This is a genomic window from Hartmannibacter diazotrophicus (assembly GCF_900231165.1).
GTDB classification, from domain to species: Bacteria; Pseudomonadota; Alphaproteobacteria; order Rhizobiales; family Pleomorphomonadaceae; genus Hartmannibacter; species Hartmannibacter diazotrophicus.
In genome coordinates this window covers 2,846,120-2,859,717 of record NZ_LT960614.1, presented here as the reverse complement: position 1 = coordinate 2,859,717, position 13,598 = coordinate 2,846,120, and the positions used below count along the sequence as shown (strand labels likewise).

General features: G+C 64.6%; 9 protein-coding genes. 5 read left to right on the top strand and 4 right to left on the bottom strand.

Annotated elements, in window-relative coordinates:
* Entirely contained in the window at positions 1–744 is a 744-nt protein-coding gene (gene flgF / locus HDIA_RS13425) for a flagellar basal-body rod protein FlgF (RefSeq protein WP_157775613.1), read from the bottom strand.
* A gap of 280 nt (positions 745–1,024) precedes the next feature.
* Here flgF and HDIA_RS13420 point away from each other — a divergent pair, with 280 nt between their 5' ends.
* The 5 genes from HDIA_RS13420 (at position 1,025) to HDIA_RS13400 (ending at position 8,217) form a co-directional block, all read left to right on the top strand.
* Positions 1,025–1,525, top strand: a complete 501-nt coding sequence (locus tag HDIA_RS13420) for a flagellar basal body-associated FliL family protein (RefSeq protein ID WP_099556624.1) — start codon at positions 1,025–1,027, stop codon at positions 1,523–1,525.
* A gap of 16 nt (positions 1,526–1,541) precedes the next feature.
* Positions 1,542–2,756, top strand: coding sequence for a flagellar motor switch protein FliM (gene fliM, locus HDIA_RS13415; protein ID WP_099556623.1), 1,215 nt, complete (start codon positions 1,542–1,544; stop codon positions 2,754–2,756).
* Positions 2,753–3,406, top strand: coding sequence for a DUF6468 domain-containing protein (locus HDIA_RS25980; RefSeq protein ID WP_281259945.1), 654 nt, complete (start codon positions 2,753–2,755; stop codon positions 3,404–3,406). The genes fliM and HDIA_RS25980 overlap by 4 nt, the downstream gene beginning before the upstream one ends.
* Complete coding sequence (locus HDIA_RS13405; RefSeq protein ID WP_157775609.1) at positions 3,406–4,197, top strand: MotE family protein; 792 nt, start codon at positions 3,406–3,408, stop codon at positions 4,195–4,197. The genes HDIA_RS25980 and HDIA_RS13405 overlap by 1 nt, the downstream gene beginning before the upstream one ends.
* A gap of 318 nt (positions 4,198–4,515) precedes the next feature.
* The gene (locus HDIA_RS13400) at positions 4,516–8,217 is read left to right on the top strand and encodes a tetratricopeptide repeat protein (RefSeq protein ID WP_099556621.1); all 3,702 of its coding nucleotides are present in this window, start codon (positions 4,516–4,518) and stop codon (positions 8,215–8,217) included.
* Between the two features lie 98 nt (positions 8,218–8,315).
* Here HDIA_RS13400 and HDIA_RS13395 read toward each other — a convergent pair whose 3' ends face one another.
* The 3 genes from HDIA_RS13395 to HDIA_RS13385 all read right to left on the bottom strand — a co-directional run bounded on the left by HDIA_RS13395 (position 8,316) and on the right by HDIA_RS13385 (position 13,210).
* Positions 8,316–10,514 (bottom strand): esterase-like activity of phytase family protein, encoded by a 2,199-nt coding sequence (locus HDIA_RS13395; RefSeq protein WP_099556620.1) that lies wholly within the window; start codon positions 10,512–10,514, stop codon positions 8,316–8,318.
* A 111-nt stretch (positions 10,515–10,625) separates the two neighbouring features.
* Positions 10,626–11,420, bottom strand: a complete 795-nt coding sequence (gene fliP, locus HDIA_RS13390; protein ID WP_099556619.1) for a flagellar type III secretion system pore protein FliP — start codon at positions 11,418–11,420, stop codon at positions 10,626–10,628.
* Positions 11,417–13,210 (bottom strand): flagellar biosynthetic protein FliO, encoded by a 1,794-nt coding sequence (locus tag HDIA_RS13385; protein WP_099556618.1) that lies wholly within the window; start codon positions 13,208–13,210, stop codon positions 11,417–11,419. Before HDIA_RS13385 ends, fliP begins: the two co-directional genes overlap by 4 nt.
* Positions 13,211–13,598 lie beyond the last annotated feature (388 nt).

The following is a 13,598-nucleotide window of genomic DNA, read 5'->3' as shown; positions in this document are numbered from 1 at the left end:
TCAGGCCCGCAGGCTGCCGAGCGTGTCAATCGCACGCGACTGAAGCTCGTTCTGCGCCCGCATGATGCTGCTCACCTGCTGGTAAGAGCGACTGACTTCAATCATGCGGCTGATTTCGGTGACGCCGGAGACGTTGGAGCGCTCGATGGCGCCCTGCATGACCCGGGCGGTCGTCGTCGGCTGGATGGTCGCCGTCGTCGAGGTGTAGAGGTTTTCGCCTTCCTTCTGCAGAAGGCGGTCGTCGTCGAAGCTGACGATGCGCAGCTTGCCCTTCGGGCCCGTGCTCGACGCGATGGCGCCGTCCGTTCCGATCTCGACACCGACCTCGTTGTTCTCGAAGCGGATCGGGCCGCCGTCGCCGAGAACCGGAAAGCCGGATGCGTTGATCAGCGTGCCGGTGTTGTCGATGCGGAAATTGCCGGCACGCGTGTAGCGTTCGCCATTCGGTGTCTGGACGGCGAAGAAGGCATTGCCCTCGATGGCCACATCCAGCTCATTGCCGGTCTGCTCGATGTCGCCGGACGAGAAGTCGGTCGTCGTCGTCCAGTCCGACACGAAGGAGTTCATCTGGTCGCCGGCCTCGAAGGACGAGGCCCGCGCCTTCGGCATCACGTGCTCTTCGAAGCTCAGCGACTGGCGCTTGAAGCCGTCCGTGGTGATGTTGGCGATATTGTCGGCGATGACGTCAAGCTTGCGCTGCAAAGACATCTGCCGCGACAACGCCACAAGCGTTGCGGATTCCATCGTGGCTTTCCCCATGTGCTGATTGCCGGCGCTCCCCAGCGCGGCAGTCGATGGTTAATGAGCAGCTTGCGTGCCAACAATGGAAATCGATAAATAACAATGACTTGTATGGTTTATGTCGATCGGGGCAGGCGGCAGAAATTGACGTTTCGGCAATTCTGGCCGGCAAAAATTGCCGTCTGGCGGCAAAGGTAAACCAAACGTTAACCATTAAGGCCTGAAATCGACCTTGAGCGGAATCGGGCGTCCTTTCAGCCCGGCAGATGGAATTGGGTACCCTATGACTGATGCGGCAGCGGCCGATGGCGCGGCTGAGGAAAACGGCGGCGCGGGCAAGAAGAAGAAACTGATCATGATCGGCGGGGCGGCAGCCGTCCTGCTCATCGGCGGCGGCGCGGGCGCCTACTTCATGCTGTCGGGCGGTTCGGAGCCCATGCCGGAAGAGCAGGCCGCGGATGTCGAGCAGGTCAAGCCCGTCTTCTATTACGACCTGCCGGAAATGACGGTGAATCTGACCAACGGTAATTCGCAGCGGTCCTCCTTCATCAAGATCCAGGTGTCGCTGGAGGTGCCCGAGCAGGCGATGATCGCCAAGATCGAGCCCAACCTGCCGCGTGTGCTCGATGCTTTTCAGGTTTATCTGCGCGAACTTCGGGTGACCGACCTTCAGGGCTCGGCGGGCATGTTCCGCATGAAGGAGGAACTGCAGCGGCGCATCAATCGGGCGGTCTATCCGGCCCGCATCGACGACGTCCTCTTCAAGAACATTCTCATTCAGTAACGGCGGGCGGGGCAGGATGGCCGACGAAGACGATCTCAACGCCGACTGGGGCGCGGCACTCGCCGAGCAAGGTGCGGGCGACGACGACGACGACGATCTCGCCGCGGACTGGGGCGCGGCCCTGGAAGAGCAGGGCGTCGAAGGCGGCGAGGAAATGGCGGCGCAATGGGCCGCCATGATCGACGACGGCGACGACGAGGCCGAGGAAGAAACGCGCGGCGCCGACCGTATCCTGAACCAGGAGGAAATCGACAACCTCCTCGGCTTCAATCTCGACGACCATATCTCCAACGAGCAGAACGGTATCCGCGCGCTGATCAACTCGGCGCTGGTGTCCTACGAACGCCTGCCGATGCTCGAAATCGTGTTCGACCGCCTCGTGCGCGAGACCACGACGTCCTTGCGCAACTTCACCTCCGACAACGTCGAAGTCTCACTCGATTCCATTTCGTCGGTCCGGTTCGGCGACTACATCAACTCGATCCCGCTGCCGGCGATCCTTGCCGTCTTCAAGGCGGAGCAATGGGACAACTTCGGTCTCATCACCGTCGATTCCAGCCTCATCTATTCGATCATCGACGTCCTGCTCGGCGGCGGGCGCGGCACGGCGGCGATCCGCGTCGAGGGCCGACCCTATACGACGATCGAGACCAACCTCGTGCGCCGGATGATCGAGATCATCCTGGCCGATGCCAGCAAGGCCTTCGCGCCGCTGACGCCGATCGACTTCACTCTGGAGCGTCTGGAAACGAACCCGCGCTTTGCGGCGATTTCCCGCCCGGCCAACGCCGCCATCCTGGTGGAGTTCCGCGTCGACATGGAAGATCGCGGCGGCAAGGTGGAAATGCTGCTGCCCTACGCCACGATCGAGCCGATCCGTGACCTGCTGCTGCAGATGTTCATGGGTGAAAAGTTCGGCCGCGATCCGGTCTGGGAAGGGCACCTTGCAACGGAAATCTTCCACGCCGACCTCGACGTCGACGCCGTCATGGTCGAGGAGGAACTGCCGCTCTCGATGGTGCTCGACCTGGAGGTCGGCCAGACGCTGATCTTCGACGTGGAGCCGGATGATCCGATCGCCATCAAATGCGGCGACATTCATCTCACCTCCGGAAACATCGGCCGCTTTGGCGAACATGTGTCGGTGAAGGTCAGCCGACCGCTGCGCCGGCCGAAAATGACGCTCGCCGCCTTCGAAAAAGCCGCCCAGCAGGATCTGGAAAAGACATGAGTGAGTTCACCCTCGGACTGATGATCGAGATCGTGGTCGCCTGCCTTCTGGTGACGACCATCGTCTACTGCTACATCCTCAACAAGCGGCTGACGCGTCTCAGAGCCGACGAGAACGTTCTCCGGGCGACGATCTCGGAGCTGATCACGGCGACGGAAATCGCCGAGCGGGCCATCCGGGGGTTGAAGGCGACCGCCTCCGACTGCGAGCAGAGCCTCGGCCGCAGGCTGCTGGCCGCCGAAACCACGTCATCCTCACTCGAGCGCCGGCTGAATGCGGCGGAGACCGCGGCTTCGGAACTCGACCGGCTGTTGAAGTCGTCCGGTTCGCTCAACGGTGATCTGGAGCATCGTCTGGGGGCTGCCGCCGATGTCGTGCGGAAGCTCGAAGCCATCGCCTCGCTCTCCAACACACCGGGGTCGCGTCTCCAGCAGATCGGCGTGGACACGACGTCGATTGCGATGCGGGACGAACGTAGCCAGCCTCAGCCGGCGCCGGTCGAGGCGATCAGGACGCCTGTGTACGAGCCGAAGCCGGCACCGGCCGTTCCCGACCGTCTCGAGGCCGCGCGCTCCCTGCAGCAGGCGGCCTCGGCCGCCGCGGAGCGGATAGCGACCTATCGCAAGTCCGCCAACGGGGTTGCCGCGTGATGGAAATCCGCCTCCTGCCCATCGTCATGATCTCGGCTTCGGCGCTGCTTTCGCTGAAGGTGCTGGGTCTTGCCATGGGCGAGACGATGCTGACCAACATTGCCCACACCTCCGTCGCCTATGCCGCCGAGGGAACGCCTGCGGCCGGCGACGAGCCCGCGATGGATGCACCGGCGGACGGTTCGGCCCCCGCCGCTGCTGCGCCGCCGGACGCGGGAATGGAGCAGGCGGCGGACGGAACCGGCGGTGCGGCGCCCTTGCCGCCCAACGTCTCGACGACGCGCCCGGAGGAAGTCCAGTTCGAGGAATCGACGTCGGAAACCAAGCTGCTGGAGCATCTCTCCGAGCGGCGTGACGAGCTTTCCCAGCAGGAGGAGCAGATGAAGATGCGCTCCAAGCTGCTGGAGGCTGCGGAAACGCGCCTCAACGATCGCGTCGAGAAGCTCAAGGAACTGGAGACGAAGATCAACGTCTCGGCCGAGATGAAGAAGGCCGAGGATGCCGCCAAGCTGAAGGGCCTCGTCACCATGTATGAGGCGATGAAGCCGAAGGATGCAGCGCGGGTCTTCGACGGGCTTTCATTCGAGGTTCTGCTGCCGCTCGTCGACCAGATGAACCCGCGCAAGATGTCGGCGATCCTGGCGCAGATGAAGCCTGAGATCGCCGCTCGCATGACGACGGCCATCGCTCTTCGCGGCACCGACCAGGACGTCGGTCCGACCAATTCGATCCCCGATCAGCCGGCGACGCCTGTCGATGAGCTTCCGAAGATCGGTCCGGCCGCACAGTAATCGGCGTTCCTGGCAAGAAATCCCTCCGATCAGGCGCTTATCTTCACTTTTTGGAGGCTGGCCGAAACAACCTGTTAAGCCAGCGTTGCTAGTGTCCCGACTTGGATCTGCGTATCGATCTGACGTCGGAAAGAGTGTATGGGCGGCGAGTGGATTTGGCGCGGTTGTGGCAGAAGGCCCGGCGACGTAACGGCTTGCCTCGTCACCATCGCGCGTCGACATATCTGGCCGAGAGGTTGGGGGAGGCGCGGCCGTTGTCTGGCCGCGAGCGCTGGGCTTTTGCCTGCACCTGCCGCTCGCTGCTTCGGTTTCAACCGGATGCTGGCCGCTTTCGCGGCCCTTTGCATGCTCCATCTTCTCTCCGTCGGCGCTGCCCTGGCCGCTCCGCCCAAGGTCGATGTCGAAGCGACGCAGATGGATGGTTTCGGACGGATCGTCCTCACCTTCAACGACATGGAACTACTGCCGGCCTATTCGGTCTCGTCGTCGAACGGCGTGCTCGTCATCGAGTTCCAGGATGCGGTGGCCGGCGACGTCCGGGACGTTCCGATCCATCTCAGCACCTATATCCCCGTCGCCAGAACCGATCCTGACGGACACGGCATGCGCTTCGCGCTGATGCAGGGCATCAAGGTCCATTCGATGGAGGCGGGCGCGCAGCTTTTCATCGATCTGCTGCCGGCCAACTGGAGCGGCCTGCCGCCGTCCCTGCCGCCGGAAATCATCGCGCAGCTCGCCCAGCGGGCCGAGGCGGCCCTGCGCGCCTTCCGCGACGCCAGCCGTCACAAGACCGCGGGCGAGGAACCGGAACTGTCCATCGAGGTTGGCCGCAGTCCGACCTTCAGCCGCTTCGTCTTCCGCTGGAATTTGCCCTTCGACACGGTGTTCGTGCGCGAGAAGGAGGCGGTGTCGCTGACCTTCAACCGCTATGCGGACGTGGATCTTTCGGCGCTTCAGGCGACCTTGCCGCCTTTCGTCGATGACATCATGGCGCTGAAGACGGACGACGACAGGCTGAAGATCCTGATCGCGGTGCCGCCCGTTGCCGATGTTCGCGGATTTCGCGAGGATGACACCTATGTGGTCGATGTCAGCGGGCCGCCGGATAGCGCGAAGGCCGACGGCCCCCTGCAGCCCCTGCACGACGCGCTGAAGAGCGATACGCCGACGAACGTGACGCAGATGATCGTCGCGCCGGCGCAGACGGGTATCGAGGCAAATGCCGAGCCGGCGACAATGCCGCCGCCGGCCGCGCCCGAAGTGATGACCATGCCGCCGAAGTCGGCCGCCGCGGCGCCGGATGCGCCTGTGAGCGAGGCCGCCGCAGCGCCTGCGCCTGAACCCGCGCCCGCGCCGGCCAGTATGGAAGCGTCCTCGCCGGCGAACCTTTTCGATCCGGCACTGGCGCCGGCGATCGCACCGCCGACGCCCGCGATCGACTACCCCGGGACCGAGCAGCCCGACGCCGGCTTCCAGGACTCGACCGTGAAGGTCAATGTCCAGCGCGTCGGTACGCTCAATCGCCTGACGTTTGCCTACCAGAAGCCGGTCAACGCCGCCCTGTTCCGCCGGGACGGCGCGATCTGGCTTGTGTTCGACGATCCGATGCCGATCGAACTCGGGCCGTTGCAGGCCGGCCTTGCGGGCATCGCCAAGCGGATCGAGACGATCAATCCGCAAGGGGCGCGCGCCCTCAGGATCGAAATGGTCGATCCGTTGCTGGCGACGCTTTCGAGCGAGGGAAATTATTGGGTCGTCACCATCGGCGACCTGATCACGCAGCCGACGCAGCCTCTGTCCATCATGCGGTCGGTTCGCAACAATGGCGACTCGGCGCTCGACATTCCCTATCCGGGGGCGGGGCGGCTGATCCAGATCCTCGATCCGGATATCGGCGACCGGCTCGAGGTCGTCACCGGCGGCGGTGCTGCGCGCGGCCTGATCAAGGACCAGACCTTCGCGGAATTCCTGGCGCTTAATTCCGCCTACGGCCTCGCCTTCGTGCCGCATGTGGACGACCTCGATGTCGTTGTCCATCCGAACTCGAGCGTGTCGATCGAGCGCAAGGGCGGGCTGAATATCTCGCTGTCCTTCCCGAACCTGCAGGCCGGAGCGATGGGCGAACTGCAGTCGGCCAACGTGGAGATTCCCGTCGGCTCGAACATGCTCCTGTCCGACTACGCCGTGGACGACGAGCACTTCTGGAAGGCGAGGCAGAAATACGAACTGGCGCTGTCGTCGGCCGAGGGCGACAACGCCCGGCTCACGGCGTGGAACACACTCGCCAAATTCTACATTGCCAACGAACTCGGCTCCGAGGCCCAGGCGGCGGTGAAGATGATCGAGTCCATCCGCCCGGACGACAAGGACCAGCCGGACCATCAGTTGATGGTGGCCGCCGTGGACGTGCTGATGCACCATCCGGACGACGCGGAAAAGCTGTTGCGGACGGAAGAGTTGCAGGCGAGCCCGGAGGCGGCCTTCTGGCGCATTCTCGCGCTCGGGGAGCTGCGCCGATATCCCGAGGTCAGGGCCAACGAGCCGCGTGGAAGCACGGTCATCGGGAATTTTCCTGTCGATCTTCAAAACCGTTTCCTGCTGTCGGTTGCGCGGGCAGCGGTCGAGACCAATGACTTCGGCCAGGCGATCTCCGCCATCCGGCAGATCGACCGGAGCACCGCCAGCGCCGACGCCCGTGATCGGATCGATCTGGTGAATGCCCGCATCGCGGACGCGAATGCGCGCTCGGGCGATGCGGTTAAGCTGCTCAACAGGGTGGTCCTGCGCGGCACCAGCAAGACGGCGACGGAAGCCGCATTGCGCCTCGTCCAGATCCAGCGCCGCGAGGGGCTGGTCACTCTGAAGCAGGCGATCGAGCGGCTGGAGGGCCTTGCCAACGCCTGGCGCGGCGACGAGATCGAACTGGATACGCTGGCCCTCCTGGCCCAGTACTCGGTCGAGGACGGCAACTACCGGCGCGGCTTCGAAGCCTTGCGGACAGCCAATCTGGTCGATCCCGACTCCGATACCACGCGGCAGATGAATGCTGCGATGAGCGCGGCCTTCGCCTCGCTCTATCTCGATGGCGAAGCCGACAAGATGGAGCCGCTGAAGGCGCTGGCGCTCTACTACGACTTCAAGGAACTGACCCCGATCGGGCGGCGGGGCGACGAAATGGTGCGCAAGCTCGCCAACCGGTTGGTCGACGTCGACCTGTTGAAGCAGGCGGCCGAACTGCTCAACCACCAGGTGGAAAATCGCCTGAAGGGCGTGGCGCGGGCCCAGGTCGCGGCCGATCTCGCGATGGTGCAGTTGCTCGACCATCGCGCGGACCGGGCGATGCTGACGCTCTCGCGCACCCGCCAGGCGCGTCTGCCGGCAACGGTGGAGCGGCAGCGGCGGATCGTCGAGGCAAAGGCGCTGGCGATGTCGGGCAAGACCGACCTTGCCCTCGAAATGCTCTCGTCGCTGTCGGGCATCGATGCCGACCGGCTGACCGCTGAAACCCTTTGGCAGACCGAACGCCATCAGGAGGCGGGCGAAGCCTATGAACGGGTTCTCGGTGCGCGCTGGAGCGATACGGTGCCGCTCACCGACATCGAACAGGTCGAGGTGCTGAAGGCGGCGATCTCCTATGCCCTGTCGCAGGACAAGATCGGTCTTGGCCGTCTTCGGGACAAGTACGGGACGAAGATGGCCGGCTCGCCGAAGGCCGGGATTTTCGACCTCGTGACCGGCCCAATCGATACCAGCGGGCATGAGTTCGGTGTGATCGCCAGCAACATTGCCGGCATCGACACCATGAAGACGTTCCTGGCCGACTATCGCAGCCAGTATGTCGACAGCGGCAGCGACAATGCGGTGCCGGTCATCTCACCGGAAAGCCGGAACGCACCTGGCAACGACACGCCGTCGGCGGCCAATACGAACGGGGCCGACCCGGCGGTGACCGATGGTGCAGCCGGACCGTCCGCCGCCGCCGATGTGCCCGGCGCCAGCGCGGGCCAAAAGGCGGGCTGAGGCTTCTCCCAAAGGCAGGCTACATCGCAAAAACAAACACCGCCGGCAGAGTTGCCGGCGGTGCTCGTTTCGGTCTGCTACGTCTGATCTGAAAGGGATCAGTCGCTGACGGTCATCGGTCCGATCGAGCCGAAGATCGTCTCGCCGGAGGAGTCGTCGACACCGTCGTTGTCGGTGACGAAGTAGCCGTTGCCGGCCGCATCCACGGTGAAGCCTTCCACCTTGTCGACCACAAAGCCGTTGGTTGCCTTCAGATCGGGGATCAGGTCGCGGACCTCGGTCTTCTGCACGACCGGCAGTTCGCCGCCGATTTCCGCCGGCGTGACCGAGGCAAGGTCGACGCTGTAGAGCTTCTTGATCTTCGCAGCCGAGCCGATCAGGTTGTCGCGTTCGATCACGATGACCTTGCCGTTGCCGACCGAGGTGATCTCGGAAAGGCCGACCCAGCCCTTCTCGGACTTTTCGAGCGGGTAGTGGGCCGCGCTCCAGGCCTTGGTCGACGGCTTGTAGCCGAGGAGCTTGACCATGCCCTTCGGATCGTCCTTCCACTCGCGCTGGATCGCGACCCAGACGGTGGCGTCATCGCCGGACCCGACAACCGTCACGCCTTCCATGCCGTAGCGGATTTCGTTCTGGAGCAGGGCCTCGGGGAAGGAGATTTCCTCCACGATCGCGCCATTGGCATCGGTGCGCAGAAGGGCGTGCGGGACGTCCTTGTCGGTGCGGCCTTCCGACGCGAGCCAGAAGCCGCCGTCTTCCGCCATGGCGATGCCTTCGAGGTCAAGGTTCTCGGCGGCCTTGCCGTCACGGGTCACCAGCGTGGCCGCGGTGATCATGGCCGGCGACGTGTTCGCGTCGATGGTCAGGACGCGCGGGGCGGCGGAGTAGAAGCTGTCGGTGACTGCGTAGAGCTTGCCGGCCTCGGCCTTGTCGGCGGCAAGACCGGAAAGGGCGCCCCAGGCGATCGGAGCGTCCGTGCCGTTGTTGGCAGAGCGGATCGTCGGGTAGGCCGGCGTTCCCTCGGCGCGCTCGAAGATCATGACGTGGGCGCGCACGCCGCCATCCTCGACAAGGTCGGTTTCGTTGGCGGTGACGAGCAGGTTGCGCGAGGGGATCGCGAGGATGCCTTCCGGGCCGATGCCCGAGGGGACGGTCTGCAGGTATTCGGGCTCGGCGCCGGTGTCCTTGTAAATCCCGACGACGGAGGCACGCTCGGAACCGACGAAGATCAGCGTGTCGTCGCCGAATTTGGCGGCATCGACGCCTTCGAGTTCGGCGCCCTTCTTGTTGCGCTTGTCGGGGTAGTGGCCAAGCGAGACGATTTCGCGCTCGAAGGAGGGACCGGATTCATAGGCGACCGACCCATCCTTGTTGAAGATGGTGAAGGAACGGCTGCCGCCCTTCCAGTCGCCCTCGTTGGCGGTCACGAAGCGGTCGTTGTCGATCCAGGCGACGCCATCGGGCTCGCGGACAACGCCCTTGAGCGAGCCGGTCAGCTCGATCTTGCCGTCCTTCTTGGTGTCGATGCCGTCGAGATCGACGCTGCCGGCCGAGAAATGGTTCTCGACCTTGCCGGTCGCCGCATCGATGATGACGAGGTGGTTGTTCTCCTGCATGGTGAGAACGATCTTGCCGTCGGCGTTGATCGACACGAACTCGGGCTCGGGGTCTTCGGGGGCAACTTCGGCAAGCCCCGTCACGTCGACCTTCTTCATGCCGGCGCAGTCGGCCATGCCGTCCTTCACGGGCAGGATGGTGACATAGCCGGCCGGCATCTGCGGCAGGCCACCGTCACCGGCTTCCTCGTCGCGCTCGTTCTCGATGGCGACCGCCAGGAACGCACCGTCCTTGGTGGCGCCGACCGAATCGGGCTGGCCGCCGAGGTCGCAGGTCGCGACGATCTTCTTCTCGGCAAGATCGACGACCGCGATATGACCCGACGGCTCGGTGTAGCTCTTCGACGTGACGATGCCGACGAAAGCCTTGTCGCCGATGATCTTCACGGAGGTGGGCTCGCCGCCGAGGTCGATATAGCCCGCGGGCTTCGGCGCCTTCGGGTCGGTGATGTCGATGAGACCGAGGCCCTCGCCGGGGCTGTCGGTGTAGGCGAGCAGCATGCCGTCTTCGCTGGCGGAAATGATTTCCGAGACCGCCTCGTTCTCCTGCTTGTCCGCAGGCAGGTTGCTTGTGACCGGGAAGGTCGCGATGCGGTTGAAGACCGGATCGGCGTGGCTCGCAAGAGCGCTGGCGCAGAGCAGGGTCGCCGCGAGCGGCAGCGAAATGGCTGGTTTCCTCATAAGAACTCCCCCGTGATCGTAGATCGATAACGAGGGCTCTGCTTGCGCCAGTTCCGTGAAAGCCGTGTGACAGAACGATTACAATTGGCGTTCTGCCGGGGGCAGATCGGGCTATCCGTTGAAACTTCGTACGAGACTGCCCGCGATGAGCTGCCAACCATCGACCAGCACGAAGAAAATGAGCTTGAAGGGCAGGGAGATGATGACCGGCGGCAGCATCATCATGCCCATCGCCATCAGGATCGAGGCGACCACCATGTCGATGATGACGAAGGGCAGGTAGATCAGGAATCCGATCTCGAAGGCCCGCCGAAGCTCGGAGATCATGAACGCGGGAATGAGGATCCTGAGGCTGAGGTCTTCCGGCGTGTCCGGCGCAGGTGCATTGGACAGGTCGACGAAGAGCTGCAGATCCTCTTCGCGGACCTGTTTGAGCATGAACTGGCGAAAGGGTTCCGATGCGACCGTGAAGCCCTCCATCAGTTCCATGTCGCCGTTGATCACCGGCACGACGCCTTCGTCATAGGCCTGCTGAAAGGTCGGCAACATGATGAACGACGTCAGGAACAGCGCCAGAGACACCATGACGGCGTTGGGCGGCGCCGTCTGCAGGCCGATGGCCGTTCGCAGCAGTGACAAGACGACGACGATCCGCGTGAAGGACGTCACCATCACCAGGATCGACGGCGCGAGGCTCAGGACGGTGATGAGGCCGATGAGCTGGACGGCGCGTTCCGTCAGCGTCGTCCCCTCGCCAAGGGAGATGGAGACGTCCTGGGCACTGGCGGAGGTCGCGAACAACGTGGCGAGCGCAACAAGAAGAACGGCCGTTGCACGCACCGTCGAGCGTGCAAGGCACGACGACGGACGCCGGGAGGGGCGCCGTCGTGCGAGTTCGGTGGTCATGGCCGTGTGGGCTTCGAACCGCCGGTCAGTTCTTCCAGCAGCCGGTTCATTTCATCTTCCAGCGATTCGCTTTCGGTCGGAGGCGACTTGCCCGGTTCGGTCACGGGCTTTGCGGCCGGAACATCTGCCGATGCCGGCTCAGCCGCCGGCAGCTCGGGTGTGAACTCGACAGGTTCCTCACTCTCGGCTGGGGGCGCTGGCGGAGGCATTTCCTCAAGAGGGGCCGTTTGCGCGATGGCCGGCTCCGGCTCTGGCTCCGGCGCTGCAGCGGGAGGTTCCGCCGGCTTTGCTTCCGCGGCGGCGGGCGGAGGGGAGCGGCGCAGATACTTCTCGATATCGGCGAGATAGGGATTGCGGGTGCGCGAAGGCGCCGCCTCGGCGGTCGGCTGTTCGGCGGCCGGCGCGCTGACCGGTTCCGGGGCGACAATGGTCCGGTCCGGCAGTTCCTCGGCGGCGGGCGGAATCTCCGATGTCTCAGCCTCCGGCTCGGTCGGGTGTTCTTCAACGTCGACCTCTGCCGGCCTGGCGAAGGCGGCTCCGTCAGACTCCTCGAACAGGTCGGACAGGTCGGCCTGCTGTTCGGCGGAGGCGGGCTCAGGCTCGGCCGGAGCGGCAGACGCTACGGGTTCCGGTTCGGCAAATGGCTCCGGGGCCTGCTCGCGCATGGACCTCTGAGCGGGCCGTTCAGGCGTCTTGGCGGCAAAGCTTGCCCAGAGATCGTCGGCGGCCTTGCTGATTTCGTCGTGGCTCCGGGTCGAGGCCGAAGACGGTTCAGGTTCTGATTCCGGCTCCGGCGCGGGCGTTGCGGCTGGCTCAACGATATCATCGGCGGCTGGCGGGACCGCCTGGGCGGCGGGGCCTCGCGACGGCCTGATCCACGACAGCGGACCGCGTTGCGGGGAGCCGCGTTGGGCCGCGGGCTGGGGGGCAGGGGCCGGCTCTGCTTCCGGCTCCTGCAGATCGATCTGCAAGGCCTCGTCGAGCCGGAGCGCCAGATCGTCGACCGAGGCCTGGCTGCGTGTCGCCGGTGCAGGGGCAGGCTGAAACTCCTCTGCCTGCTCCAGCGGCTCGGCCGGGTAGATCGGCGCGGTGCTGACGGGTTCGGGCGCCCGATCGGGTACGACGGCCGCCGGCGGCACATAGGCGTACTCGGCGGCTGTCTCGTCGCCCATGCGAATGTCGCGGGCGGAAAAGTCCACCGGTCTCGCGACCTCGGGAGGCATGGCGATGTCGGCCGGCTGCTGCGGGGCCACAGGCGTTGCGCGCGACATCGGCCGCAGCGGCTCGACGGCGGAAACGGATGGCACGGGTTCCAGATCCGTATCCGCCCGCACGGCGACCGAAACGGCCAAAGCGGCTTCGGAGGCCGCGACCATGGCATCCTGAGCGGACGCGTAAGGCGTGGTGCGCTGGTCGCTGTCGACGCGGGGCGCCGGCGGTTGGCGCCGCTGCGGGGCGGGCGGCGTCGGTTCGCCGTCGCCGGTGGGCAGGGAGCCGCGGCGCACCTGGATCTTGCCGATGTTGGGCTCGATGACGATGTCGTTCGGCCCGCCGATCAGCACAAGATGCTCGACGCTGTCGCGCTTGACGAGAACGAGCTTGCGCCGGGCGTCGACCATCGCGGCTTCGACGACGAAGATTCGCTTCTGCTTGCCGCGCACCCCCGTGAGGATGTTGCCGCCGGCATAGCGATGCAGAAGCCACGATCCGAGGATGATCAGAATCGAGACGACGACGAGCGCAATGATGAAGTTCGTGGCGTTTGCGCCTTCCAAACTGAACAGATTCACGCGTTTATTCCGTTACTGTTTCCAGGCGGCCGGCGAGAACGGTGATTCTGCCGTTTGGCCGGCAAATGGCCTGGATGTCATTCGTGACGCATTCTCTGCCACGCGGCAAAGTCTGCCGGGTCATCGTGCAGTCTGACAAGCGCATAGTATGGCTTTCCTGTTGAAAAGCCAGTTGATCCCTCGCGATGCAGCATAGTCCGGCCGCCAACGAGTTCCAATCGTTAACCTGACGTTAACCAAGCGGGCGGCAGTTATTGCCTACTGAATGCCGGCTGAACGGCGTTGTGGGCAAGTTTTTCCCACATCACCGAGTCGGCCGAATGGGGGCATGCAGAGGTGCGGACGCGACTGTGCGGTTCGTGCGGTCGTTCGTATGAGGAGTGTTGCA